The organism is Mariniluteicoccus flavus, assembly GCF_054776655.1.
Window position 1 is genome coordinate 33,641 of the sequence record NZ_BAAHBN010000013.1, and the last position, 24,818, is coordinate 58,458.

Sequence of the window (24,818 nt, forward strand, 5' to 3'; positions counted from 1 at the left end):
GTCGCCTGAATTCTCGCCAAATTCTTTTGGGGTCTTCTCAAATACTGAACAAGTCTCTATTGTCGCTGTGACCCCGATCACAGCGGGGCCACCACCCGAGTCAAGGAGGACTCCCGTGCGCCTTCAGCGTCGAACCGCTGCCATCGCAGCCGCAGCACTGACCGCCACCACCCTGGTCGCCGCCCCCGCGGCCGCCGGCAACCCGAACAGTTCCGCCAAGCTCGCGCGCGCCGTCTCCGGCGAGCGCGTCATGGGCCACCTGGCCGCCTTCCAGAAGATCGCTGACACCCACGGCGACCGCGCCGCGGGCACGCCGGGCTACGAGGCCTCGGGGGCGTACGTCGAGAAGACGCTGCGCGCCGCCGGCTACACGACGAAGCGGCAGTACTTCGACTTCGTCTACGAGCACGTCAATGCGACCTCCCTGACCGAGGTCTCCCCCACCGCGCGCACCTTCGCGCACAACCCGATGACCTACTCGCCGGCCACGCCGCCGGGCGGCGTCACCGCCTCGCTGGTCTCGCCGGCCAACTTCGGCTGCGACGCCGCCGACTGGGCGGGAGTCTCGGCCGCCGGTCGCATCGCCCTGATCTCCCGCGGCACCTGTCCGTTCGCCCAGAAGGCCACCGCTGCGAAGACCGCCGGCGCCGCCGCCGCGATCATCTACAACAACGCCGACGGCGCCCTGAACGGCACCCTCGGCGCGCCCGGCGACGCGTACGCCCCCGTCACCGGCATCACGAAGGCCGACGGCGAGGCCCTGAAGGCCGAGATGGCCAGGGGCCCGGTGACCATGACGTTCGTGCTCGACAAGGTCGTCGAGACGCGCAAGACGTTCAACGTCCTCGCCGAGACGGCGACAGGTCGCGCCGACAACGTCGTCATGGTCGGCGCCCACCTGGACTCGGTCCACGACGGCCCCGGCATCAACGACAACGGCTCGGGTTCGGCCGCCATCCTGGAGACCGCCGTCCAGCTCGGCTCGGTCAACAAGGTCAACAACAAGGTGCGGTTCGCCTGGTGGGGCGCCGAGGAGATCGGCCTGCTCGGGTCGACGCACTATGTGAACGACCTCGTGAAGAACAACCCGGCGGAGCTGAAGAACATCGCCGGCTATCTGAACTTCGACATGGTCGGGTCGCCGAACCACATCATCGGCGTCTATGACGCGAACCAGTCGACCTATCAGGCCCCCGTCGCGGTGCCCGAGGGCTCGGCGGCGCTCGAGAAGGTCTTCACCGACCACTTCGACGCGACCGGTCAGCCGTGGGTCGACACCGAGTTCTCGGGCCGCTCCGACTATCAGGCCTTCATCGTCAACGGCGTGCCGGCGTCGGGGCTGTTCACCGGGGCCGACGGCAAGAAGACCGCCAAGGAGGTCGCGATGTTCGGCGGCACCGAGGGCATCCTCTATGACCCGAACTACCACACGCCCAAGGACGACCTGTCCAACATCAACCGGGCGGCCATCGACATCAACATCAAGGCGATGGGCGCGGCCGTCGGCACGCTGGCCTATGACACGTCGATGGTGAACGGCAAGGAGAGCCGCGGCAAGTCGGGCAAGCCGAAGAAGGTGACTCCGCAGACCGAGGAGTCGGTGCGCTGACTCCGGGCTGACTGAGCGAGCGCAGCGAGTCCACGCTCACTGAGCGAGCGCAGCGAGTCGAAGTGACACCCAGCGGCCGGCCCGCCCCCATCCCCCGGGGGCGGGCCGGTCCGCGTCGTGGCAGGATCGCGGGAGCTCACGAAAGGTCTGATCGATGCCCGAAGGAACCCCTGTCAACGTGCCGGATGACGGCCTCACGACGCGCCAGCGCCGCAACCGGCCGCTGACCGTCGTCCACACCGGCCCCGGCAAGGGGAAGTCGACCGCGGCGTTCGGCCTCGCCCTGCGCGGCTGGAACCAGGGCTGGTCGATCGGCGTGTTCCAGTTCGTGAAGTCGGCGAAGTGGCGCATCGGCGAGCAGACGGTCTTCGAGCGGTTGGGTCGCCTGCACGAGGAGACCGGCGAGGGCGGTCCGGTCGAGTGGCACAAGATGGGCTCGGGGTGGTCGTGGAGCCGCAAGGAGGGCTCGACCGAGGACCACGCCGCGGAGGCTGCCGAGGGCTGGCAGGAGATCAAGCGCCGCCTGGCCGCCGAGGCCCACACGCTGTATGTGCTGGACGAGTTCACCTATCCGGTGAAGTGGGGCTGGATCGACGCCGACGACGTGGTGGAGACCCTGACGCAGCGGCCCGGCACACAACACGTGATCATGACCGGTCGCGACTGCGACCCCCGCATCGTCGAGATCGCCGACCTCGTCACCGAGATGGGTCAGGTCAAACACCCCTTCCACGACTCGGGACAGAAGGGCCAGAAGGGCATCGAGTGGTGAGCCGGGCGCCGGGTGAGCCCGACCTGGGCCACCACGGCGACCGGGACGTGCGGCCCGGGATGGTCGACCTGGCGGTGAACGTGCGGGTGGCCGAGCCGCCGGTTTGGTTGGCCTCGGTGATCCGGGAATCCCTTGCGGGGCTGGGTTCCTATCCCGACGCGGGCGCGGCGCGGGCGGCACTGGCCGCCCATCACGGCGTCGACGAGGCCATGGTCCTGCCGACCGCGGGGGGCGCCGAGGCGTTCACGCTGATGGCGCGAGGATTGGCGGGGGCGGACCCGCTGGTCGTGCACCCCCAGTTCACCGAGCCCGACACGGCGCTTCGGGCAGCGGGGCGTACGCCGCGGTGGGCGATTCTCGAGGCGGGGCAGGGATTCCGGCTGGCGCCCGGGGCGGTGGATGACGCCGCCGACCTCGTCGTCGTCGGCAATCCGACCAACCCGACGGGGGCGCTGCACGCGGCCGACGAGCTGCGGGCGCTCCGGCGCGACGGGCGCGGGCTGGTGGTCGACGAGGCGTTCATGGATGCGGTGCAGGGCGAGCCGGAATCGCTGATCGGCAAGGACATGGCGGGCATCGTGGTCCTGCGGTCGCTGACGAAGACGTGGGGACTCGCGGGCCTGCGGGCGGGCTATGTGGTGGGCGATCCGGAGCTCGTCACGGCCATGGCGGCGCAGCAGCCGCACTGGTCGGTCTCGACCCCGGCGCTCGCAGTGATGTGCGCGGTGGCGAGCCATCGGGCGCGCACCGAAGCCGAGGAAGCAGCACGGTTGTTCGACGCGCGGCGCGCGCATCTCGTGGCCGGGTTGGGATCGCTCGGGGTGAGGGTTTCCGGGGAGCCGCGTACGCCGTTCGTGCTGGCGGAGGTGGGTGCCGGCGTACGCGAGGCCCTGCACGCCGAGGGGTTCGCCGTCCGGCGCGGGGACACGTTTCCGGGCCTGGGACCGCCGTGGATCCGCGTGGCAGTGCGCGACGAGGCGACGAGCGAGGCGTTCGTCGCGGCGCTGGGCCGGGTGCTGGCGGGTGCGGACTCGACCGGGGGCGCAGGCGGGTAGAGTCGGCGGCGTTCGTTGCTCCTCGGAAGCCGGTGGGATTCCGGCGCGGTCGCGCCACTGTGAGAGTCAGACCCGGGTCGCAACGCACTCCACCCACGAACGGGGCGCTGAACCCCGCAAAGGAGTCACGATGACGATCACCCCTCCCTCCGCGACCGCGCACGCGGACGCCGTCGAGCGCCACGCCGCACTCGCCAAGCCGCTCGGGGCGCTGGGTCGCCTCGAGGAGCTCGGCGCCTGGATCGCCGCCTGTCAGGGCGTGTGCCCGCCGCGACCGCTCGACAACGTCCGGGCAGTGATCTTCGCCGGCGACCACGGCGTCGCAGCCGCTGGCGTATCGGCCTATCCGGTCGAGGTGACGCCCGCCATGGTGCGCGCGTTCGCCGGCGGCGTGGCTGCGATGAACGTGCTCGCGAACCAGCAGGGCGCCCACGTACGCGTACTCGATCTGGGTGTCGACGCCGACCTGTCCGACCTGCCGGGCGTCACCGACCACAAGGTGCGGCGCGGGTCGGGCTCGATCGACGTCGAGGATGCACTGACCGCGGCCGAGGCCGCCGAGGCCCTGCACGCCGGCTGGCAGGTCGCCGCCGAGGAGGCGTCCGCCGGGGCCGACCTCCTGATCGTCGGCGACATGGGCATCGGTAATACGACCCCGGCCGCGGCACTGGTCGCCGCCGTGTTGGGGCTCGACGCCGACGCGGTGACCGGAACCGGGACGGGCATCGACGACGAGGGCCGGGAGCGGAAGGTCGCGGTGATCCGGGCCGCGCTCGAGCGCGCGGCCGGACGCACCGACGACGTCGTGGATCTCCTTGCCGCGTTGGGATCGGCCGACATCGCCGCGGGCGTGGGCTTCCTGGCCGGCGCCGCCGAGGCCGGCGTACCGGTGCTGGTGGACGGGCTGATCGCGACGGCCGAAGCGCTGCTGGCCGAGCGGTATGCGCCGGGAGCCGCGGCCTGGTTCCAGGCGGGCCACCGGTCGACCGAACCCGCACAGGCGTACGCGCTGGCGCAGCTGGGGCTGACGCCGATCCTCGACCTCGGCATGCGGCTGGGCGAAGGGTCTGGGGCGATGGCGGCGGTGCCGGTGGTCCGCGCGGCCGTCGGGGTGTTGCGCGACATGGCGCTGCTGTCCGATCTCGTCGCGCCGGCGGCGCCCGGGGCACGGACCTGAGCGTGAGCGCATTCGGCGACGGCATGAGGATGGCGGTGGGGACGCTCACCGTCATCCCGAGCGGGCGGTTCGACGCGACGCCGGCGTCGGCGCGCGTGGCGATGACGCTGGCGCCGTTCGCCGTGGTGCCGCTGGGCCTGCTGGCCGGATCGCTGCTGTGGTTGGGATCGCTGGTGCACGCTCCTGCCCTGCTGATCGGGGTCGTCGTCGTGGCCGGGCTGGCTTGGGCGACGCGGGCGATGCACGTCGACGGGTTCGCCGACGTCGTCGACGGGCTCGGCGCGGGCTGGGACCCCGAGCGGGCGCGCGCGGTGATGTTGCGCGGCGACGTCGGGCCGATGGGCGCGCTGTGGCTCGTGGTCGTGGCGGTCGCCCAGGTCATCGGCTGGTCGCGCGTCGCTGAGCTGGAGTGGGGCTGGGCCCTCGCAACGCTGCTGGTGCCGTTGTCCCGTTCGGCCCTGACGATCCCCTGCCTGCAAGGGATCGCGGCGATGCCGGGATCCGACCTCGGCCACGTGGTGGCCCAGTCGGTGCCGCGGTGGGCGGCGGCGCTGTGGTGGTCGATCGGCCTTGCGGGGTTGGGTTTCGTGGGATCGCTGGTCGGGCTCGCCTGGTGGCACGGGGCGCTGGCCGCGGCGGTCGCGTACGCGGGGGTGGCCCTGCTGGTGCGGAAGTGCCGCATCGTCTTCGGCGGCGTGAACGGTGACGTGATGGGAGCCTCGATCGAGGTCGCGCTGACGCTGCTGCTGGTGGTGTTGGCATGCCGGTGACGCGTGGCGGGGCTCAGAGAGTGCTGGTGACCGGCGGCGTACGCTCCGGCAAGTCGCGCCACGCGGAATCGTTGCTGGCAGGGCTTTCGGTGGTGACCTACGTGGCGCCGGGCCACGTGCCGGACCCGGTCGCCGACTCGGAGTGGGCGGCGCGGGTGGCGGCCCACCAGCAGGGCCGGCCGGTCCACTGGCGGACGCTCGAGACGGCCGACGTGGTCGGAGCTCTGCGGGCGGCGACCACCCCGTTGATCGTCGACTGCCTCGGCACGTGGCTGACGCGCCAGCTCGACGACCTCGGCGCCTGGGACTCGCGTACGGACTGGGAAGCGGAGCTCCAATCGCGGATCGACCACCTGGCGCATGCGTGGCGTGCCTGCGATCAGACGCTGGTCGGCGTGACGAACGAGGTGGGCTGGGGCCTGGTCTCGGAACACCGCTCGGGCCGCGTGTTCGCCGACTGGCTGGGACGGACGAACCAGACGATCGCCGAGGCGTGCGACGAGGTGCACCTCGTGGTGGCCGGACGCGTGCTCGTGCTCTGAGCACGATCGGAGAAGCCCGCGACCCCTGAGCGGGGCGAAACTGGTCCCATGAGCGAACACATCGGGCGCGCGACCCACCAGCGGGACCTCGCATGACCATCCAGTCACTGGAGAACATCGGCATCGTCGTCGACGACCTCGCCACGGTCCGCGACTTCTTCGTCGGCCTGGGGCTGACGGTCCTGGGCGAGACCACGGTCGAGGGCGGGTGGGTCGACCGGTGTGTGGGCCTGTCGGGGGTGCGTACGCAGGTCGTGATGCTGCAGACGCCCGACGGCCACGGCCGCCTGGAGGTGATGAGGTTCCTGTCGCCGCAAGCACGACCCAGCGACCCCGAGGCCCCCGCCAACACCCTTGGCCTGCGCCGCATCGCCTTCGCGGTCGACGACATCGACGCCGCCGTGGCCCACGTGCGCTCCGCGGGTTTCGCCCTGCTGGGCGAGGTGGTGCAGTTCGAGGAGGCCTACCGGCTCTGCTACGTCCGCGGCCCGGAGGGGATCATCGTGATGCTGTCGGAGGCCCTGAGCGACCAGTAGGGGCGCCGCGCGGCTGCGCCGCGGGCCGGGCGCCCCGCGAGTTCGGCGAAGCGCCCCGTCAGTCCCGGTTCCTCCACGTGCACAGGCACGCCTCGTTCCCCTCCGGATCGGCCAGCACCCACCACGCCGGCGCGAACTCGTCAGTGACCAACCGCCCGCCCGCGTCCAGGACGGCCTTGAGCCGCACCTCCACCTCGTCGTGCGGCACGTCGACGTCGATGTGGAGGTTGTTCCGCTCGGCGCGCTCCTCCGTGGTCTCCTGGAACCAGATCGTCGGCCCGACCTTCTCGGGATCCTTCAGGTGGTTATCGCCGACCTGCTCATAGGCGTACACCGCCTTCCAGAAGGGCAGCACGGCGGCCATGTCGCGCACGTCGATGGCGATCTGGGTCTCCGCCAACCGCGTCACGTCGACGTCGTGGCCGCGCTCGCGCGCCAGGTCGGCGATCTTCGTCCCGAGTTCCACGTCGCGCTCGCTCATGCCGCCGACGTCGTGGGACGACATCGCGAGGTGCACGCGCGACCAGCGGATGTCGATCTCGGGGTGATGGTTCGCGGCCTCGGCCAGGTCGGCCACGGCGTTGACGAACGCCATCGCCTGTACGAAGTCGCCGCAGTCGATGGTCAGGTGGGCGCGGTGGGCCACCATGCGCCAGTCGGCCAGCCGCTCGGAGGCCTGCGCCTCAGTGATTCCGTCATTGTTCGCCATGGCATCAGGCTATGCGGATGTGGCTGACGTCACAGCCCGGGGGTGCGTACGCTTCCGCCCATGAGCGCATCCGGACTCCTCTATGGCTTCCTGGCCGACCTCGTCGTCGGCGACCCCCGTCACGGCCATCCCGTCGCCGCGTTCGGCACGGCGGCGACGAAACTCGAGGACGCGATGTACGCGGACTCGCGCGGACGCGGGGTCGCGTACCTCACCGTGTGCGCCTTCGCCGCCAAGACCCCGGCCGTGGTCCTGGAGGAGCTGCTCCACCAGCGGCCCCGCGCGTACGCCCTCGCCACCGCTGCGACCACCTGGGCCGTGCTGGGCGGGAAGTCCCTGGTCAAGGAGGGCACGACGATCGCCAACCAGCTCGAGATGGACGCCCTGCCGGACGCGCGGAACCAGCTCCGCAACCTCGTGGGCCGCGAGACCGCCGAGCTCGACGCCAAGGAGATCGCCCGCGCGACCATCGAGTCGATCGCCGAGAACACCTCCGACGCCGTCGTCGCGCCGCTGTTCTGGGGCGCGTTGTTCGGGCTGCCCGGCCTCGTGGGCTACCGGGTCGTCAACACCCTCGACGCGATGGTCGGCCACCGCACGCCCCGGCTCGAGCGCTTCGGCTGGGCCAGCGCGAAGGTGGACGACCTCGCGAACTGGATCCCGGCGCGCCTCGCCGCCGGGCTGGCGATCGCGGCCGCCCCGCTGGTCGAGGGCCGCCCCGCCGCCGCGCTCGCCGCGGTGCGCCGCGACGCCCACCAGCACCCCTCCCCCAACGCCGGCCAGGTCGAGGCGGCCTTCGCGGGCGCGCTCGGGGTGCGGCTCGGCGGCACGAACACGTACGCGGGGGTCAGCGAGGACCGCGGCGTGCTCGGCGACGGCCGCGAGGTCGTCGTGGCAGACATCCGCCGGGCGGTGCGGCTGAGCTGGGTGGTGCAGCTCGGGTCGCTGGCGCTGGCGGTGGGGGCTCGGGCGGTGATCAGCTGGGGCGCTCCTCGTCTCGCTGGCGCTCGCTCGGAGACCGTGTGACGCGCGCTCGCTGTCCGCGCGTCCCCCTAGGCTGACGCCATGACCAACGTCGTCTTCGTCTGCTGGGGCAACATCTGCCGCTCGCCCATGGCCGAGCGCGTCGCCGAGAAGTACGCCGCCGACGCCGGCATCGACGCCACCTTCACCTCCTCGGGGGTGAGTTCCGAGGAGCTCGGCAACCCCATCGACCCCCGCGCCCGCCAGTGGCTCGACGACCACGGCTATCGCTCCGGCGACCATCGCGCCCACCGCATCGACGCCGCCGAGGTCGACGACGCGGACCTCGTCATCGCGATGGAGGACCTGCAGGCCGACCGCGTACGCCGCCTCCAGCCCACCCGTACCGACCACATCCACCTGCTCACCGACTTCGACCCCGACGCGGAGCCGGGGGCGGGCGTACCCGACCCCTGGTATGGCGACGCCGAGGGTTTCGGCGACACCCTGCGCACGATCGAGGCCGCGATGCCCGGCATCCTCGACGAGGTACGCCGCCTCCAGACCGCCGGATGAGCGAAACTGTCGGCGAGTAGTGGAAGGATGACCCCCATGCAGATCCTCGTGGTGGACGACGACCAGGCCGTGCGCGATTCCCTCGCGCGTTCGCTGCAATATTCGGGCTACGAGGTGACGACCGCGACCGACGGTGTCGAGGCCCTCGCGCGGCTCTCGACCCACCGCCCCGACGCCGTGATCATGGACGTGATGATGCCGCGGCTCGACGGCCTCGAGGCGACGCGCATGCTGCGGGCGTCCGGCAACGACGTGCCCATCCTCGTGCTCACCGCGCGCGACGCCGTGGGCGACCGCGTCGACGGGCTCGACGCGGGCGGCGACGACTACATGGCGAAGCCGTTCTCGCTCGACGAGCTGCTCGCCCGTCTCCGCGCCCTGACGCGGCGCGCCGGCGCCCCGAACGAGACCCAGGCGGGCGTCGTCCCCGACGAGCTGTCGTTCTCCGACCTCACCCTCAACCCCCAGACGCGCGAGGTGCAGCGCGCCGGCCGCCACATCTCACTGACCCGCACCGAGTTCGCGCTCCTCCAGACCTTCCTCGAACACCCCATGCGCGTGCTCGAGCGCAGCTGGCTGCTCAACGAGGTCTGGGGCTTCGACTTCCCGACGACCGCCAACTCGCTCGAGGTCTACATCGGCTATCTGCGCCGCAAGACCGAGGCCGAGGGCGAGCAGCGCCTGATCCACACCGTGCGGGGCATCGGTTATGTGCTCCGCGACACCGCGCCGTGATCGCACGGTTCCGTCGCTTCCTGAGTTCCCCGTCGCTGCAGCGGCGGGTCGGCACGCTGACGGCCCTCGCCGTCGCCCTCGGCGTGGCCATGACCGGCATCGCCGGCTATGTCACCGCCCGCATCTCGCTCTATGACCAGCTCGACAAGGAGCTGACCGCCATCGCGGCTCACACGGCCGAGACCATCAGCTCCGACATCAAGACCATGGGCGGCATGGACGCCGAGGCGCTGCGCGCGGTCAACATCAGCCTGGTGCTGGTCAAGGCCGACGCCACCGAGCTCCACGTCCCCGGGGCACAGTCCCAGCTGCGCGTCAGCCACGAGGACCTCGCGCTCGCGCGCCTCCAGCAGGGCTCCTCGACCCGCACCGGGTCGACCACCGACGGTCGCCCCTTCCGCATCGTCGCGGTCCCCCTGCCCGAGTCGAACGAGCGGTACGCCCTGGTGCTCGGCCGCTCGCTCGAGCCGACGCTCGGCATCCTCGACGCCCTGCGCATCACGTTCATCGTCGTGGGCACCATCGGCGTGCTGCTGTCGGCGATGGTGGGCTCGCTGATCGCGCGCTCGTCCATGCGCCCCGTGGGCGAGCTGTCGAACGCCGTCGCCCGCGTCACGAAGACCGACATCCTCGACCCCATCGAGGTCAGCGGCACCGACGAGCTCTCCGAGCTCACGCGCTCGTTCAACACCATGCTCTATTCGCTCGCGTCGTCACGCGCCCGCCAGAACCGCCTGATCGCCGACGCGGGCCACGAGCTGCGTACGCCGCTCACCTCGTTGCGGACGAACATCGAGCTCCTCGTGGCCGACGAGAAGTCCGGCATGCTGCCCGAGGGTGCCCGCGCCGACATCCTGCGCGACATCGCGGCCCAGCTCGCCGAGTTCACCTCCCTGATCCAGGACCTCGTGCAGCTGTCGCGCGGCGACCAGGTCAGGCCCGCCCGCGAGCCCGTCGACCTGCGCGACATCGTCAATGCGGCGCTCGAGCGCGTACGCCGCCGCGGCCCCGGCCTGACCTTCGACGTCGAGCTGAACCCGCTCTATCTCGTCGGCGAGCCCGACACCCTCGAGCGTGCGGTCACCAACCTCCTCGACAACGCCGTGAAGTTCTCGCCGCCGAAGGGCACGATCCGGGTGCTGCTCCAGGGCGACCAGCTCCGCATCTCCGACCAGGGTCCCGGCATCGACGACGCCGACCTCCCCCACATCTTCGATCGCTTCTATCGCTCGGACCGCTCGCGCAACACCCCCGGAACCGGCCTCGGCCTCTCGATCGTCGCCCAGACGGTCGCGCGCCACGGCGGCTGGGTGCGGGCATCGCGGTCGGCCGAGGGCGGCGCGGAGTTCACAGTACGCCTGCCCGGCGAGACCACGCTCGAGGCGCTGGAGGCCGAGCAGGCCCAGATCGAGGGCTGAGTCCGCTCACTCACGGCAGGTGCGTCGGGAGGCTTCGCCGGGGCCCCCGGCGCTCCGGCCCGCCGCCGATCAGCCCGACGAGCTGCTGCACGCGATAGCGGTGGCCGCGATAGGGCTCCAACACCTCGAGCGCCGCGTCGTTGTCGAGCTTCTCCCCCACCAGCGCGTGCGTGATGTGTCCCGGGACGTGGTAGTCGCCGTCGCTCCACGCGTCCGGGTCACCGTGGGCCCGCTGGCGCACCTCGGCCGACGTCCACGGCCCGATGCCGGGGATCGACTGCAGCGCGGCATTGGGATCGGCGGCGGCCAGCGTCCGCTCCAGCGCCGGCCCGCGCGAGGCCACGAGCACCGCGACCCGCGAGCGCTTCTGCTCGACGCCCGCCTTCAGCCACTCCCAGCTCGGCACCCGCGCCCAGCCCTGGGCGGTCGGCGGGCACATCATCCCGTACGCCACCGACCCCGGGTCCTGCGCGGGCCCGGGAGCCAAGGTCCCGAAGCGGCGCACGAGCAGGCGCTGCGCGCGGAACGCCTCGGCGCCGGTCACCTTCTGCTCGACGATCGCCGGCACCATCGCCTCGACGACCGCCCGCGTACGCCCCACCCGCAGCCACGGGTGACGCCTCCACGCCTCGGCCAGCAGGGGGTGTGCGGGGGCGAAGTCGCCCGGGTCATCGTCGTCGCCGAGCAGGCCCGGGAGGGTCTCGAGGGCGTACGCGGCGCCGGGTCCCCATGCGTACGCCTCCACCTCGCGGCCCTCGACGACGCACAGCAGCGCCGGGCCGTCGGGGGACTGCGTCGCACGCCAGAACTGGCCGGGCGCGCGGCGGTGGGTCGGGTCACCGGAGCCGCGCACCAGCCGCCCGAGGAACGGGCCCAGCGGGCGTCCCGGCAGCGTCCGGGTCAGGGCCAGGGGTTCGCCAGACACCCGTCGAGCCCCTTGGTCTGCTGCTGCATCACCGGCGCCTTCTGGCCCGGCCCGGGGCACTCGACGTGGCCGTGGCCGAGGAAGTGGCCGACCTCGTGGTTGACGAGGTATTGCCGATACAGCGGGATGTCGCCGCGGTAGTCGGGGACCGCCTGGTCCCACCGCAGCGCGTTCAGGTTCACGTTGCGGCCGTTCTGGCAGCTCACCTGTCCGCCGGTGTCGAGCGGGCGGCAGTGCTTGTCGGTGGTCTCGGGGGTGATCACGTAGATCGTCAGGTCGGACGGCTGGTCGCCGACGAAGTCGAAGTGGACGGTGCCCCTGCCGGTCCAGCTGCGGCGGTCCTGCAGCACGTCGGCGGCCTCGCGGGCCACCGCCTCGACGTCGAACGGCAGCTCGTTCTCGACCTCGACGCGCACGCGTACGGCACGGCCCTCACGCTGGGGCGCCGGACGCACGAACGCAGCCGTACGCGTCTTCCCCGACCCGGCGGCCGGGATCGCGGCGGCGGGGGCGCCGGGACGCGGGGGCGCCGGAGCGGGCGGCCGGGCTCCGGGAGCGGGAGCGGGGCCCGTCGCCGCGGGGGTGGGCGCGGCCGATCCGGTGGCGGCCGGGGCGGTCTTCTGGGAGTTGCGGTGGTGGCTGATCAACACCGGGATGCTGACCACCAGGACCACGAGCGCGACCAGCAGGACGGTGGCCCCGGCGGTCGATCGAGGGGCCCGCGTTGGCGTCGAGCGGGCATTTTGCGGAGAATCAGAACGTTGCGCCCCTGTTCCCGACTCGTTCACCCGAACAAGACTAGGTCAAACATCGTGTCCCACTCGCACACCTCGCCGACGATCCGCACGCCGGAGGCCGACGCGCGTCAGCGTCGCGCCATGCGGCTGATGATCATCACCCTGATCCCGATCGCGGTGTGGACCCTCGGCGCCCTGATCGTCATGTGGCCCACCAATACGGCCGCCCACATCCGCAGCGAGCTGTCGACGTACGCGGCCCCGACCGTCCAGGGCCTCACGATCCCCAAGGGCCGCATCACCGAGGTGCGCCAGATCAACTGCGACGGTGTGGCCGGGTCGACACAGGCCGGCGGGCCCGCCCAGGTGTGCGGCAACGCGAAGGTCGAGGTGCTCGAAGGCCCCGAGAAGGGCCAGATCATCTCCGACATCAACATGACGGCGCCCGTGTTCGCCTCGGGCGTCCACGCGGGCCAGACGGTGAAGCTCTATCGCGTGCCGACCGAGGGCGCACCCGCGGCCTATCAGTTCGCCGACTTCGAGCGCTCCACCCCGCTGATCGTGTTCACGCTGCTGTTCGTCGTGGCGGTGGTCGCGGTCGCCCGGTGGCGCGGCCTCGCGTCGCTGCTGGGACTGGGCTTCGCGGCCTTCATCCTGGTGAAGTTCATGTTCCCGGCGCTCGTGGCAGGGTCGAACCCGATCCTCGTCGGCCTCGTCGGCAGTTCGGCGATCATGTTCGTGGTGCTCTACACCGCCCACGGGTTCTCCGCCAGAACCACCACAGCACTGCTCGGCACCCTGTTCGGGCTGGTGGTCTCGGCGGTGCTCGGCTATGTCGCGACGAAATGGGCCCACCTGACCGGCGTGGCGAGCGAGGACGATTTCCAGCTCGCCGCCGTGGCCCCCGACCTCAAGCTCACGTCGGTGGTGCTCTGCGGCGTGATCGTCGCGGGACTCGGCGTGCTCAACGACGTCACGATCACCCAGGCCTCCGCGGTCTGGGAGCTCGCCGAGGCCGATCCCGACGGCAAGAACCTGTTCCGCCGCGCCATGCGCATCGGGCGCGACCACATCGCCTCGACGGTCTACACGATCGCCTTCGCCACGGCCGGCGCGACGCTGGGCACCCTGCTGCTCATCACGATCCTCCAGCGCCCCGGGCTCGAGGTCATCCAGACCGAGCTGTTCGCGGGCGAACTGCTGCGTACGCTGGTGGGCTCGATCGGCCTGGTCCTCGCGGTGCCGCTGACGACGCTCGTCGGCACGGCCGTCGTGAGCGCGACGAAGCGCACGCGCGGCGAGCTCGACCTGGCGCCCGAGGGCGCACCCACCGCCGGCCCGGGCGACAAGCTGCTCGACATCAACCGCTACGACACCTGAGCGCGAAGCGCACCCACGGACGACGAAGGCCCGGCCCCCGCGACGGGGCCGGGCCTTCTCGGTGTCACTGCCGGATCAGGTCACTTCCAGATCAGGTCCGCGTACGCGGGGTTGTCGACGAACGGGTTCCGGTTCTTCTGGTATTTCGTGAAGATGACCTCGTTGCGGCGCTTCTCGAAGGTGCTCGGCGGATCCTGGCGGTTCCACTGCATGAGGACCGACATCTTGCCGTGGAGCGGGGCGGTGCCGGTGTTGACCTGGTCGGCCATCTCGAGGTTGGGCCAGCCGTCGGTGCCCTCATAGCGGACAGCCATGTACATGATCATGCGCGCGACGTCGCCCTTGACCTCGTCGCGGGGCTCGAACGAGTCGCCGTCGGTGTAGTTGCCGGGGGCCTCGCCGACCTGGGAGCCGCCCAGGTCGAAGTCCTTGTTCGAGCGGGTCGAGTTCACCGACACGTCGGTGGGGCGCAGGTGGTGGACGTCGGTGCCGGGGCCGGTCGCGGTGCCGAAGTTGCCGTGCGACTTGGCCCAGACGTGCTCGCGGTTCCACTGGTCGGGGTCGCCGCCGTTGGAGCTCTTCGCCTGGGAGCGGCCGGTGTAGAGCAGGATCACGTTGTTGGCGTTGTTCGGGTCCTCGTCGGTGTCCTTGAGCGCGGTCCAGACCTGGTCATAGGACAGCTTCTGGTTGTGGGCGATGATGCCGTGGAGGGCGGCCTTCAGCGCGGTGCCGGACTTGCCCTCGGCGGCGGCGTAGTAGCCGGTGGGGCCGCCGGGAGTCGTGGTGGCGGTGGCCGTGGGCTTCGGGCTGGTGGTGCTGGTCGGGGTCGGCGTGGCGGTGCGCGTCGGGGTTGGTGTGGGGGTGGGGGTCGGCGTGGCGGTGGTCGCGAACGCGAACCTCGTGGCGTTCTTCAGTCCCGGGTGGGAGAAGTAGGGCGTGAGCGTGCCCGTGATGGACAGCTGCTTGCCGAGCAGGTTCGGGTTCGAGCGCAGGCCCCACTGGGCGCGGAACGCGTCGGGGATCTGGACATAGAGCATCCGGGAGGTGCTGGTCTCGGTCGGCGAGTCGGCGAGCGCGAGCGCATAGTCGCTCGGGAAACCGCTGCGGACGACCGTCGTCGTGGCCGTCGGCTGGCCGACGACATAGCCCGTGACGGTGTTCGTGCCGGAGTTGGTGGCGATGGCCTGGGCCACGGTCAACGAACCGGCGGCCTGGGCGTGGGTGAGGCCGACGCCGGCGACGGCTGCGGTGGCCGCGGCGAGCGTGGCGATCGCCGCGCGGAGGCGGCGAGGCGCTGGGGGTCTGGGCATGGGTGGATCCTTCGTTCGGGGTGTGGGATCTCCCGTCCCCCACCTGGACTCGCGCGCAGGGGCGGGGCACGTCGAGCCAACCAGCCGGGCCCGCCCGCGTCACCCCCGGCGGTCCGGAAGGTTCCGGCAGGTGGGTGTGACTTTTCGCTCATCAGTGACGATCTCGCGGTCTCGAATCGCCTCGAGATCGTCACTGATGAGCGAAAAGTCGCACCCACTCACCCCACGAGGTCGGCCAGCACCTCCAGCACGTGGCGATAGGGCTGGCCGGTCGCCCGCGTCATGCCCATCTCGCACGTGCGGTTCGCCGAGGCGTAAGCGTCGAAGGTCCCCGCCCGCACCTCGGCTGCCTCCGCGGCCGTCGCCGATGCCGTCAGCTCGGGGTGGAGCATGCCGCGGTCACCGGCGAACCCGCAGCAGCCCCACGCGTCGGGGACGGTCACCGCGTCGGCGCAGGCCCGCCCGACCGCGACGAGGTCGTCGTCGATGCCGAGGTGCACCGTGGAGCAGGTCGGGTGCAGCACGAGCGATCCGAGTCGGTCGTGCTCGGGCAGCCGGTCGAGGACCTCGTCCGCGACGAAGCTCACCGCGTCGACGATGCGCAGCCGCTCCCACCGCCGCGCGTCGACCTCGTCGAGGTGCTCGGCGAGCGTCTCGAGCCCGTGCGTGCAGCTCGACGCGTCGCTCACCACGGCCAGTTCGCCCCCGCGGGTCGCCTCCCACAGCCCGTCGACGACCTGGCGCGCCATCGCCGCGGCCCCGTCGGTGAGCCCCTTCGACACCCACGGCGTGGCACAGCACAGCCGGTTCTCGACCCGGCGTACGCCGACCCCAGCGGTCCGGCACAGCGCGACGAAGGCGGCCGACGCCCCCGGTCCGTCGCCCTCGGCGGCGAAGAGGTTGCCGATGCACGACGAGAACAGCACGACCTCGGGGGTGCCGGTCGCGGTGTCGCGGCGGTCCTTCGCGTACGCCCGCCCGGCGCCCGGGAGGTCGGAGTCGGCCACGGGGATCCAGTCCTTGGGCAGGACGCTGCGCGCGGCCGCGGTCGCGCCGTGCTTCAGCGGACCGGGCACGACGCTCGCGACCTTGAGCGCCGAGCGCAGCACGTCGACCGTCGACCCCCACGACTCGGCCACGCGTACGCCCGCGGCCTGGGCCGGGCCGCCGAGCCGGTCGTGGCGCAGGGTCTTCATCAGCTTGCCGGTGTCGATGTTCACCGGGCAGGCGATGGTGCACAGCGAGTCGACGGCGCAGGTGTCGACGGCCTCATAGCCATACGCCTTCTCGAGCTCGGCGCGCTCGGCGGGCTCGGCGGCGTCCATGGCCCGGAGCAGGGCGATGCGCCGGCGCGGGGTGGTCGTGACGTCCTTCGAGGGGCAGGTGGGCTCGCAGAAGCCGCACTCGACGCACCGGTCGGCCGACTCGAAGGCGTCGACTCGCTCCGTTCGCTCAGCCATCGGAGAAGCCAGCGTCGGCACCGACTTCAGGTGGCGCAGGTGGGCCCGCGGATCGTCGTCCATGAGCACGCCGGGGTTGAGCACGCCCTCGGGGTCGCACAGCCGCTTGATCTCACGCATGACGTCATAGAGCTCGTCGCCGTACTGCCGCCGCACGAACGGCGCCATGATGCGGCCCGTGCCGTGTTCGGCCTTGAGCGAGCCGCCGTGGTCGAGCACGACGTCGACCATGTCCTCGGTGAAGGCCGCGTACGTGTCGAGGGCGCGCGGGTCGGCGAGCCGCGGGTTGATCATGAAGTGGAGGTTGCCGTCCTTGGCGTGGCCGAAGATGACGGCGTCGTCATAGCCGAAGTGCGCGAACAGGCCCGACAGCTCGGTCACCGTCGCGGTGAGCTCGGGGACCGGCACGACGACGTCCTCCAGCAGGTTCGTCGTGCCGGCGGGGCGCGCGCCGGCGACCGACGTGTAGAGCCCCTTGCGCAGGTGCCACAGGTCGGCGCGCAACCGCGGGTCGCGCGTGAACTCCGGCTCGCCGAGGCCGCGCGCGGCGCCGGTGAGCGCGGCGACCTGCGCGTCGAGGTCGGCCGCGTCGTCGGACTGCAGTTCCACCAGCAGCGCGGTGTGTCGGTCGATGTCGAGCGCGCGCAGTTGCGGCGAGGCCTCGGCGTACGCCTGGACGACACGCAGCGAGGCCGCATCGAGGAGCTCGATCGTGCGCGCGCCGTGCTCGAGGAGCATCGGGAGCGCGTCGGTGGCCTCGCCCGCGGTGTCGAGGACCAGCAGGGAGGTCGCCGCGTGGGGCAGGACGGGCACGGTCTGGAACACGGCCTCGGCCACGAAGCCCAGCGTGCCCTCGGAGCCGATGACGAGGCGTTCGAGGATGCTTACGGGCTCGTCGAAGTCGAGCAGCGCGTTCACCCCGTAGCCCATCGTGTTCTTCATCGCGAACTGCCGCTCGATGGTCGCGACCGAGGCCGGGTCACGACGTACGCGGTCGCGCAGGGCGGCCAGTCCCTCCCACAGCTCGGGCTCGTCGCGGCGCAGGGCCGCGTCGGCGTCGGGGCGCGACGTGTCGACGACGGTGCCGGACGCGAGCACGAGCACCATCGACTCCAGCGTGCGATAGGTGTTCTGGGTCGTCCCGCAGGCCATGCCCGAGGCGTTGTTGGCGATGACGCCGCCGATCGTGGCGGCGATCTCCGAGGCCGGGTCCGGGCCGAGGCGGCGCGCGAACCGCGCGAGCCGCTGGTTCACCGACCGGAGCGTCGCGCCGGGGCCGCAGCGGACGCGCGCTCCCCCGTCGAGCACCTCGACGGCGCGGAAGTGGCGTCGCGTGTCGACCAGCAGTCCGCCTGTGGAGGCCTGGCCCGACAGCGACGTGCCGCCCGACCGGAAGGTCAGCGGCTCGCGACGGGACCTCGCCTCGGCCATCAGCGCGGCGACCTCGGCGGGCGTACGCGGGGTGGCGACCCCGCGGGGCCGCAGCAGGTAGTGGGACGCGTCCGCGGCCATCGCTACCCGGTCGACGAGCCGGGTGGACACGATCTCGGCGCGGCTCGCGGGAGCGAGCGGGCGCGGATCGGGACGGGTGATCGACATGGGCTGATCCTCCCATCCGGGGCCGATCCGGTCGAGGGAGGTAAATGATTTACATGATCGTCGCGCGAGAACGCTTGGCACGGAACCGAATGCCGCAAACAATAACGATTGCACGACCAAACGCGCGTAAAGCGGTTACAGTGGCGAACCGCTTTGCCATGATGAACCAACTCGACGATGAGGAGAATGCGGATGAAGAAAGGGCGCACCCCCTTCCTGGTCGCCATGCTCGGCGTACCCCTGGTGCTGTTCGCCGTGTTCGTCCTGTCCCCGCTCGTCCAGGCGTTCTATCTGTCAATCACCGACTGGACGGGATACACGCCCACGTTCAACATCGTGGGGCTGCAGAACTACCAATACCTGTTCGGCATCGGCGCGCCTGCGGACACGATCTTCTGGGCCGGGCTGAAGAACAACCTGATCCTGCTCGTGACCGTCCCGACGATCACGATCGCGATCGCGCTCTTCTTCGCCACGATGCTCAACCTCGCGGGGTCGACCACGTCAGGCCAGATCCGCGGCGTGTGGGGCTCGCCGGTCTATCGCTTCCTCTTCTTCATCCCGCAGGTCATCTCGGTCGCCGCGCTCGGCATCATGTTCCAGCAGGTGTTCCAGCCCAACGGCCTGCTCAACGCGATGCTGCGGCTGGTCGGCATCAACGGCATGTCCTGGCTCGCCGACGACCGCACCGCCCTGCTGACCGTGATCTTCGTGATGGTGTGGATGCACGTCGGCTTCTACATGGTCTATTTTTCCGCCGCGATGGCGTCGATCCCGCGCGAGCTGCTCGAGGCCGCGTCGATCGACCGGGCCTCGAAGGTCCAGACGTTCTTCCGCATCACGCTGCCGCTGCTGTGGCCGTCGGTGCAGACCGCGCTGATCTATCTCGCGATCTTCTGCCTCGACGGCCTCGCGATCATCCAGGTCATGACCGTCGGACCCGGTGGGCCCAACGACTCCACGCAGGTCATGGCGCTGTCGGTCTATCGCTCCTTCAAGGAGCAGGGCCTGTTCGGGTACGCCACCGCGCAGGGCGTCTTCGTCTTCCTCATCACCGGCATTCTGCTGGCCATGACGTTCCGCATCACCCGGAAGGAGCACGTGGAGCTGTGAGCACGACCAACCTGACTCCTGACGCGACCACCGAGGTCAAGTTCGCCGGCGAGGGCACGCCGCGCGGCGCCGGTGCCGGAGCCGCCGGCGGCGGCGACAAGGTCCTGACCCCGATCACCCACATCGTCCTGCTGATCTGGACGTTCGTGACGATGCTGCCGGTGCTGTGGGTCTTCATGAGCTCGCTGAAGACCGACAACGAGATCTTCGTCGACTCGTGGCGCCCGCCCAAGGCCCTGATGTTCCAGAACTACAGCCGGGCGTGGAACCAGTCGGGCTTCAAGGACTACTTCTTCAACACCGTGATCATCGTCGGCTGCTCGGTCGTGCTGGTGATGGTGCTGGGGTCGATGGTCGCGTACTGCCTGGCGCGCTATGAGTTCAAGGGCCGCAACCTGCTGCTCGGGCTGTTCGTCGGCGCCAACGCCGTGCCGCTGTTCGTCGCGATGGTGCCGCTGTTCGGCGTGATGAAGGGCATGCAGCTGCTGAACACCTACCACGGCATGATCGCGGTCTACACGGCGTGGGCGCTGTCGTTCACGGTGTTCTTCCTGACGTCGTTCTTCCGGTCGCTGCCGAACGAGGTGTACGAGGCGGCGTTCGTCGACGGCGCGGGTCACTTCCGCACGTTCTGGTCGGTGATGTTGCCGATGGCGCGCCCAGGGCTGGTGTCGATCGGCATCTTCAACACCCTGGGCCTGTGGAACCAGTACCTGATCCCGCTGTTCCTGAACAACCAGGACCCGACGAAGTACGTCATCACGCAGGGCCTCGCCAAGATGGCCGCCGACGCTGGGTACGCCTCCGACTACTCCGGCCTGTTCGCCGGGCTGGTGATCGGCATGGCTCCTGTCCTCATCCTCTATTTCATCTTCCAGAAGCAGATCCAGACCGGCATGACGGCCGGCGCGGTGAAGTGACACCGACCCAGACTCGACAGACCCAACCGCCGGCTTCGGCACTAGGAAAGGAATGCGCACCATGAGCGCAGAACAGAAGATGGAGATCACCCGCCGCTCCCTGATGCAGGTGGCGGCCGGCGGCGCTGCGATCGCCGGTGTCGGTGGGCTCAGCGCCTGCGCGACCGGTGGCACCACGGGCGGTACGCCGACCCAGGGCTCGGGCGGCGCCGAGAAGAAGGACGCGACGAACCCCTTCGGCGTCAAGAAGTCCGACCCGGTCGAGCTCGTGCTGTTCAACGGCGGCTACGGCGACAAGTACGGCGCCGAGCACGTCGGGGTCTACAACAAGTGGGCCGGCTCCGAGGCCGCGAAGATGACCTCGACGGTGAAGATCGCCTCGACGCTGCAGCCGCGCTTCTCGGGCGGCAACCCGCCCGAGGTGTTCGACAACTCCGGCGCCGACGCCATGCCCCGCGCGACGCTGGTCTCCCAGAACCAGGTCGCCGACCTGACCGAGCTGCTCGACGCCCCGACGGTCGACGACCCCTCCAAGAAGGTCCGCGACATCCTGGTGCCCGGCACCGTGCAGGCCGGCTCGTTCGACGGCGTGTTCCGCGAGCTCAACTATGTGTTCTCGATGTGGGGCTTCTGGTATTCGTCGAAGCTCTTCACCGAGAAGGGCTGGACCGTCCCCAAGACGTGGGACGAGTTCGTCGCGCTGCTCGAGAAGATCAAGACCGACGGCAAGATGTCGCCGTTCATCCACACGGGCGTGCACACGCAGTACATGCTCGCGATGATGTCGACCATGGCCGTCAAGCACGGCGGCGCCCAGTTCGCCAAGGACCTCGACAACCTCAAGGACGGCGTCTGGAAGTCCGACTCGATGCTGGCTGCGGCCAAGGCCGTGCGCCAGCTGTTCGACAAGGGCCTGATCCACCCGGGCTCCGAGGGCCTCGACCACACGACGTCGCAGACCGAGTGGCTGCTCGGCAAGGCCGCCGTGATCCCCTGTGGCTCCTGGCTCGAGAACGAGATGAAGGACAAGGCGACCGGCCAGTCGAAGGTGCCGGCCGGCTTCGACATGAAGGTGTTCCCGACCCCGTCGCTGACGTCGTCGGACAAGATGCCCTACGAGACGATTCGCGGCGGCGCCGGCGAGCCCTTCATGGTCGCCCAGAACTCGAAGAACCGCGCGGGCGGCATGGAGTTCCTGCGCCAGATGCTGTCGAACGAGGGCACCAAGAAGTTCGCCGAGCTCACCGGCAACCTCGCGGCCGTCAAGGACGCCGGCAAGTCGATCGCCAACCCGTCGACCGCGCTGAAGTCGGTCGCCGAGGCGGCGGAGAAGGCCGGCTCGAACGTCATCCTGCTGCAGTACGACACCTGGTATGCGCCGATCAAGAACGCCGGCAAGGACCAGGTCCGCAACCTGATGACGGGCAAGTCCACGCCGGAGCAGTTCTGCGAGAACATGCAGAAGGCCGTCGACGCGGTCAAGGCCGACCCGAAGATCAAGAAGTACGAGTCGAAGTGAGCTGAGCGCTCACGCTGAACAAAGCGGCCGGTCCCGGGGTTTCCCCCGGGGCCGGCTGTGTTTGTGAGTGCGTCTGGCCTCGCGTACGCCCCCCAACGCAACTTGTGCACACGCGGGCGCAGGTTGCGTCGACACGCCGGGGAGGATTCCCAACACGCGCACACGAGACAACGCTCGCCGTGCCGGGCTTCGCCGGAATGTGAAATCGACACATGTGCGCGCTTTGGGCGGGCTCGGGGAGGGCCCCAAAGCGCAAAGTGCACGCCCGCGCACTTTCCGCGGGCCGCCGGTCAGTTCACCCAGCGTGTTGCGCACACCTGCGCACTTTCCACGACCCGCCGGTCAGTTCACCCAGCGTGTTGCGCACACCCGCGCACATTCCGCGGGCCGCCGGTCAGTTCACCCAGCGTGTTGCGCACACCTGCGCACATTCCACGACCCGCCGGTCCGTTCACCCAGCGTGTTGCGCACTCCCGCGCACATTCCACGCCCCGCCGGTCCGTTCACCCAGCGTGTTGCGCACACCTGCGCACTTTCCACGACCCGCCGGCCCCTTCACCCAGCGTGTTGCGCACACCTGCGCACTTTTCACACGAGACAATGCCCCGCCCGCGTCACCAGACACGGACGGGGCGCGACGGCTCAACGCTGGTACGCGTGGCCCTGCTCGCGGTCGAGGTGGGTCTCCGCCTTGTTCTTCAGCGCGAACAGGTAGACGAGTAGCGAGACGGCGATGCAGACCGTCACATAGACGATGAACATCGGCACCTGCTTCGCCTCCTTCGCCGCCTGGTAGATCAGCGGCGCGGTGCCGCCGAAGATCGAGTTGGCCAGGCCATAGCCGAGCCCCACCCCGAGCGCGCGGATGTGGGCCGGGAACAGCTCCGCCTTCACCAGCGCGTTGATCGACGTGTAGCCGGTGAGGATCACATAGCCCACCGCCACCAACAGGAACGACAGGAACGGGTTGGTGGTCTTCGGCAGGTAGGTGATCAGCACGTACGTCCACACCAGGCCACCGACACCGAACCACACCAGCAGCGGGCGGCGTCCCACCTTGTCGGAGATCAGGCCGCCGATGGGCTGCAGCAGCATCAGGAAGATCAGCCCGATCAGGTTCAGCCACGTCGCGGTCATCGGCGACGCCTTGAACGTCGTCTTCACGATCGCGGGCGCGTTGACCGAGTAGGTGTAGAACGCCACGGTGCCGCCGAGCGTGATCAGGAAGCACAGCAGCAGCGGCTTGAAGTGGTGGCCGAACAGCTGCTTGAGCGAGCCCGAGTCGTGGTCGCGGCCGGCGGCGACGTCGTCGAGGTGTTCCTTCGACAGCGACTCGTCCATCGACTTCCGCAACCAGAACACGATGATCGCCGCGAGGCCGCCGATCGCGAACGGGATGCGCCAGCCCCAGTCCTTCAGCGCCTCCTGCGACATCGTGAAGGTGAGAATCAGGAGCGTGAACTGAGCGAGCACGTGGCCACCGACGAGCGTCACGTACTGGAAGGACGAGAAGAAGCCGCGGCGTTCGCGCGTGGCGGCCTCCGACATATAGGTCGCCGACGTGCCGTATTCGCCGCCGGTCGCGAAGCCCTGGATCAGGCGGCAGGCGATCAGCGCCACAGCCGCCCAGACCCCGATCGAGCCGCGCGTCGGCAGGATCGCGATGATGAACGACGCCAGCGCCATCATGGACACCGAGAACGTCAGCGCGGCGCGGCGGCCGTGGCGGTCGGCGTACCGCCCGAAGAACCACGAGCCGAACGGGCGCATGATGAACGTGACCGCGAAGATCGCATAGATGTAGACCGTCGAGTTCTTGTCGGCCGGGTCGAAGAACTTGGCCTCGAAATAGGTCGCGAAGACCGTGTACGCGTACACGTCGTACCACTCGACGAGGTTGCCGAGCGACCCCTTGATCGTGTTGCCGATCGCGCGCGCCGTGCTGACGGGCGGGGCGACGGCGGCCGCGGGGCGGGCGTCGGCCTGAGGCTGCGGGGGCATGGACACCGGTGTCTCCTGACGTTGGACGGCTGACGCAATCTATAGCCCCGTGTTCGGGGGTGTCGAGGTTCGCGGTGGCATGATCAGCCCATGGACCAGCCTCCTCCACCCACGCGCATCGACCACATCGCCGTCGTCGGCGCCGGACTGATGGGCGCCGGCATCGCCGAGGTGCTGGCCCGCGCAGGACACCGCGTACGCCTGGTCGACGCGCGGCCCCGTGTCGCGGCGGACGTCACCGAATCCCTTGGCCTGGACACCCTGGAGCCCGCCGACTCCCTCGAGGCCGCCGTGACCGATGCCGACCTCGTCGTCGAGGCGATCATCGAGGACCTCGACGCGAAGGCCGCGCTGCTGCGTACGCTCGGCGAACTCGCACCCGGCGCCGTCGTCGCGTCCAACTCGTCGACGTTCGGGCCGACCGAGCTGGCGCCGTACGCGGCCGACCCCTCCCGCCTGCTCGTCGCGCACTTCTTCAACCCCGCGACCGTCGTGCCGCTGGTGGAACTGGTGGGCTCACCCGAGACCGACCCCGCGGCCCTGGACGCCGTCGAGGCGCTGCTCACGGCAGCCGGGAAGTCGGTCGTCCGCCTCCGCCGCGACGTACCCGGATTCGTCGCCAACCGCCTGCAGTCGGCGGTCCTGCGGGAGGCGATCCACCTCGTGGAGACCGGCGTGGTCGACGTCGCCGACCTGGACGAGGTCGTCACCGCCTCCCTCGGCACGCGGTGGTCGCTCGCCGGCCCGTTCCGCGTCGCCGACCTGGGCGGGCTCGAGGTGTTCCGTGCGGTCTGCGGACGCCTGTGGCCGGAACTGTCGACGGCGACCGAGCCCGCGATGATCGACGCTCTGCTGGCCGACGGGCGCCGCGGGGCGGCGTCGGGCCGCGGCTTCCACGACCCGAGCGAGCCCGCGGATCCCGCGTACCGACAGGGTCTGGAGGAGCGATTCGGAGCCACGCGTCCGTGACCTGATCGTGACGCCCCTTTGGC

The 24,818-nt window shown here is 70.4% G+C and carries 22 protein-coding genes; 16 read left to right on the forward strand and 6 right to left on the reverse strand.

The window, feature by feature from the left end:
- Positions 1 to 115: 115 nt before the first annotated feature.
- The 7 genes from ACYVAG_RS15675 (at position 116) to ACYVAG_RS15705 (ending at position 6,461) form a co-directional block, all read left to right on the forward strand.
- Entirely contained in the window at positions 116 to 1,609 is a 1,494-nt protein-coding gene (locus ACYVAG_RS15675) for a M20/M25/M40 family metallo-hydrolase (RefSeq protein ID WP_460771198.1), read from the forward strand.
- A 154-nt stretch (positions 1,610 to 1,763) separates the two neighbouring features.
- A complete protein-coding gene (cobO, locus tag ACYVAG_RS15680) occupies positions 1,764 to 2,381 on the forward strand; it encodes a cob(I)yrinic acid a,c-diamide adenosyltransferase (RefSeq protein WP_460771200.1) in 618 nt (205 codons plus the stop codon).
- Positions 2,378 to 3,436, forward strand: coding sequence for an Rv2231c family pyridoxal phosphate-dependent protein CobC (gene cobC, locus ACYVAG_RS15685; protein ID WP_460771202.1), 1,059 nt, complete (start codon positions 2,378 to 2,380; stop codon positions 3,434 to 3,436). The genes cobO and cobC overlap by 4 nt, the downstream gene beginning before the upstream one ends.
- A gap of 130 nt (positions 3,437 to 3,566) precedes the next feature.
- A complete protein-coding gene (gene cobT / locus ACYVAG_RS15690; RefSeq protein WP_460771204.1) occupies positions 3,567 to 4,613 on the forward strand; it encodes a nicotinate-nucleotide--dimethylbenzimidazole phosphoribosyltransferase in 1,047 nt (348 codons plus the stop codon).
- Positions 4,614 to 4,615: 2 nt separating this feature from the next.
- Positions 4,616 to 5,383 (forward strand): adenosylcobinamide-GDP ribazoletransferase, encoded by a 768-nt coding sequence (locus ACYVAG_RS15695; protein WP_460771205.1) that lies wholly within the window; start codon positions 4,616 to 4,618, stop codon positions 5,381 to 5,383.
- Positions 5,374 to 5,925, forward strand: a complete 552-nt coding sequence (locus ACYVAG_RS15700; protein ID WP_460771208.1) for a bifunctional adenosylcobinamide kinase/adenosylcobinamide-phosphate guanylyltransferase — start codon at positions 5,374 to 5,376, stop codon at positions 5,923 to 5,925. The genes ACYVAG_RS15695 and ACYVAG_RS15700 overlap by 10 nt, the downstream gene beginning before the upstream one ends.
- Positions 5,926 to 6,017: 92 nt before the next feature.
- On the forward strand, positions 6,018 to 6,461 hold the full coding sequence (locus tag ACYVAG_RS15705) for a VOC family protein (RefSeq protein WP_460771209.1): 444 nt from the start codon (positions 6,018 to 6,020) through the stop codon (positions 6,459 to 6,461).
- Positions 6,462 to 6,519: 58 nt separating this feature from the next.
- Here the strand turns inward: ACYVAG_RS15705 and ACYVAG_RS15710 are convergent, their stop codons facing one another.
- Positions 6,520 to 7,170 (reverse strand): 4a-hydroxytetrahydrobiopterin dehydratase, encoded by a 651-nt coding sequence (locus tag ACYVAG_RS15710; protein ID WP_460771211.1) that lies wholly within the window; start codon positions 7,168 to 7,170, stop codon positions 6,520 to 6,522.
- 60 nt (positions 7,171 to 7,230) lie between these two features.
- On the opposite strand from ACYVAG_RS15710, the gene ACYVAG_RS15715 reads away from it, so the two are divergent.
- The 4 genes from ACYVAG_RS15715 to ACYVAG_RS15730 all read left to right on the forward strand — a co-directional run bounded on the left by ACYVAG_RS15715 (position 7,231) and on the right by ACYVAG_RS15730 (position 10,862).
- Positions 7,231 to 8,196, forward strand: coding sequence for a cobalamin biosynthesis protein (locus ACYVAG_RS15715; RefSeq protein WP_460771213.1), 966 nt, complete (start codon positions 7,231 to 7,233; stop codon positions 8,194 to 8,196).
- 39 nt (positions 8,197 to 8,235) lie between these two features.
- Positions 8,236 to 8,709 (forward strand): low molecular weight protein-tyrosine-phosphatase, encoded by a 474-nt coding sequence (locus ACYVAG_RS15720; RefSeq protein WP_460771214.1) that lies wholly within the window; start codon positions 8,236 to 8,238, stop codon positions 8,707 to 8,709.
- Positions 8,710 to 8,745: 36 nt separating this feature from the next.
- Positions 8,746 to 9,444, forward strand: a complete 699-nt coding sequence (locus ACYVAG_RS15725) for a response regulator transcription factor (protein WP_460771216.1) — start codon at positions 8,746 to 8,748, stop codon at positions 9,442 to 9,444.
- Between the two features lie 89 nt (positions 9,445 to 9,533).
- Positions 9,534 to 10,862: a sensor histidine kinase gene (locus ACYVAG_RS15730; protein WP_460771276.1), complete on the forward strand. Its 1,329-nt coding sequence runs from the start codon at positions 9,534 to 9,536 to the stop codon at positions 10,860 to 10,862.
- Between the two features lie 10 nt (positions 10,863 to 10,872).
- On the opposite strand, the gene ACYVAG_RS15735 is transcribed toward ACYVAG_RS15730, so the two are convergent.
- Together ACYVAG_RS15735 and ACYVAG_RS15740 are read right to left on the reverse strand one after the other, a co-directional pair.
- Positions 10,873 to 11,787, reverse strand: a complete 915-nt coding sequence (locus ACYVAG_RS15735) for a DNA-3-methyladenine glycosylase family protein (protein WP_460771217.1) — start codon at positions 11,785 to 11,787, stop codon at positions 10,873 to 10,875.
- Positions 11,763 to 12,575, reverse strand: a complete 813-nt coding sequence (locus tag ACYVAG_RS15740; RefSeq protein ID WP_460771220.1) for a DUF3152 domain-containing protein — start codon at positions 12,573 to 12,575, stop codon at positions 11,763 to 11,765. Before ACYVAG_RS15740 ends, ACYVAG_RS15735 begins: the two co-directional genes overlap by 25 nt.
- Before the next feature lie 24 nt (positions 12,576 to 12,599).
- On the opposite strand from ACYVAG_RS15740, the gene ACYVAG_RS15745 reads away from it, so the two are divergent.
- Complete coding sequence (locus ACYVAG_RS15745) at positions 12,600 to 13,904, forward strand: YibE/F family protein (protein WP_460771222.1); 1,305 nt, start codon at positions 12,600 to 12,602, stop codon at positions 13,902 to 13,904.
- Positions 13,905 to 13,984: 80 nt separating this feature from the next.
- Here ACYVAG_RS15745 and ACYVAG_RS15750 read toward each other — a convergent pair whose 3' ends face one another.
- A complete protein-coding gene (locus tag ACYVAG_RS15750) occupies positions 13,985 to 15,214 on the reverse strand; it encodes an endonuclease (RefSeq protein WP_460771223.1) in 1,230 nt (409 codons plus the stop codon).
- Positions 15,215 to 15,432: 218 nt separating this feature from the next.
- Positions 15,433 to 18,273 carry an FAD-binding and (Fe-S)-binding domain-containing protein gene (locus ACYVAG_RS15755; protein WP_460771225.1) on the reverse strand — a complete coding sequence of 947 codons (2,841 nt, stop codon included), beginning with the start codon at positions 18,271 to 18,273 and terminating at the stop codon, positions 15,433 to 15,435.
- Positions 18,274 to 18,465: 192 nt separating this feature from the next.
- On the opposite strand from ACYVAG_RS15755, the gene ACYVAG_RS15760 reads away from it, so the two are divergent.
- From ACYVAG_RS15760 to ngcE, 3 genes are all read left to right on the forward strand, one after another.
- On the forward strand, positions 18,466 to 19,386 hold the full coding sequence (locus ACYVAG_RS15760) for a carbohydrate ABC transporter permease (protein ID WP_460771227.1): 921 nt from the start codon (positions 18,466 to 18,468) through the stop codon (positions 19,384 to 19,386).
- The gene (locus ACYVAG_RS15765) at positions 19,383 to 20,306 is read left to right on the forward strand and encodes a carbohydrate ABC transporter permease (protein ID WP_460771229.1); all 924 of its coding nucleotides are present in this window, start codon (positions 19,383 to 19,385) and stop codon (positions 20,304 to 20,306) included. Before ACYVAG_RS15760 ends, ACYVAG_RS15765 begins: the two co-directional genes overlap by 4 nt.
- Positions 20,307 to 20,367: 61 nt before the next feature.
- Positions 20,368 to 21,825 carry an N-acetylglucosamine/diacetylchitobiose ABC transporter substrate-binding protein gene (ngcE, locus tag ACYVAG_RS15770; protein ID WP_460771230.1) on the forward strand — a complete coding sequence of 486 codons (1,458 nt, stop codon included), beginning with the start codon at positions 20,368 to 20,370 and terminating at the stop codon, positions 21,823 to 21,825.
- Between the two features lie 642 nt (positions 21,826 to 22,467).
- On the opposite strand, the gene ACYVAG_RS15775 is transcribed toward ngcE, so the two are convergent.
- A complete protein-coding gene (locus ACYVAG_RS15775) occupies positions 22,468 to 23,703 on the reverse strand; it encodes an MFS transporter (RefSeq protein ID WP_460771277.1) in 1,236 nt (411 codons plus the stop codon).
- Between the two features lie 213 nt (positions 23,704 to 23,916).
- Here ACYVAG_RS15775 and ACYVAG_RS15780 point away from each other — a divergent pair, with 213 nt between their 5' ends.
- Positions 23,917 to 24,795 (forward strand): 3-hydroxyacyl-CoA dehydrogenase family protein, encoded by an 879-nt coding sequence (locus ACYVAG_RS15780; RefSeq protein WP_460771232.1) that lies wholly within the window; start codon positions 23,917 to 23,919, stop codon positions 24,793 to 24,795.
- Positions 24,796 to 24,818: the final 23 nt, after the last annotated feature.

What these genes read in the sequence shown, in the direction of transcription:
- cobO (WP_460771200.1), top strand. Translation starts at nt 1,764, where the DNA reads ATGCCCGAAGGAACCCCTGTCAACGTGCCGGATGACGGCCTCACGACG.
- cobT (WP_460771204.1), top strand. Translation starts at nt 3,567, where the DNA reads ATGACGATCACCCCTCCCTCCGCGACCGCGCACGCGGACGCCGTCGAG.
- ACYVAG_RS15700 (WP_460771208.1), top strand. Translation starts at nt 5,374, where the DNA reads ATGCCGGTGACGCGTGGCGGGGCTCAGAGAGTGCTGGTGACCGGCGGC.
- ACYVAG_RS15705 (WP_460771209.1), top strand. Translation starts at nt 6,018, where the DNA reads ATGACCATCCAGTCACTGGAGAACATCGGCATCGTCGTCGACGACCTC.
- ACYVAG_RS15710 (WP_460771211.1), bottom strand. Translation starts at nt 7,170, where the DNA reads ATGGCGAACAATGACGGAATCACTGAGGCGCAGGCCTCCGAGCGGCTG.
- ACYVAG_RS15715 (WP_460771213.1), top strand. Translation starts at nt 7,231, where the DNA reads ATGAGCGCATCCGGACTCCTCTATGGCTTCCTGGCCGACCTCGTCGTC.
- ACYVAG_RS15720 (WP_460771214.1), top strand. Translation starts at nt 8,236, where the DNA reads ATGACCAACGTCGTCTTCGTCTGCTGGGGCAACATCTGCCGCTCGCCC.
- ACYVAG_RS15725 (WP_460771216.1), top strand. Translation starts at nt 8,746, where the DNA reads ATGCAGATCCTCGTGGTGGACGACGACCAGGCCGTGCGCGATTCCCTC.
- ACYVAG_RS15730 (WP_460771276.1), top strand. Translation starts at nt 9,534, where the DNA reads ATGACCGGCATCGCCGGCTATGTCACCGCCCGCATCTCGCTCTATGAC.
- ACYVAG_RS15750 (WP_460771223.1), bottom strand. Translation starts at nt 15,214, where the DNA reads ATGCCCAGACCCCCAGCGCCTCGCCGCCTCCGCGCGGCGATCGCCACG.
- ACYVAG_RS15755 (WP_460771225.1), bottom strand. Translation starts at nt 18,273, where the DNA reads ATGTCGATCACCCGTCCCGATCCGCGCCCGCTCGCTCCCGCGAGCCGC.
- ACYVAG_RS15760 (WP_460771227.1), top strand. Translation starts at nt 18,466, where the DNA reads ATGAAGAAAGGGCGCACCCCCTTCCTGGTCGCCATGCTCGGCGTACCC.
- ngcE (WP_460771230.1), top strand. Translation starts at nt 20,368, where the DNA reads ATGAGCGCAGAACAGAAGATGGAGATCACCCGCCGCTCCCTGATGCAG.
- ACYVAG_RS15780 (WP_460771232.1), top strand. Translation starts at nt 23,917, where the DNA reads ATGGACCAGCCTCCTCCACCCACGCGCATCGACCACATCGCCGTCGTC.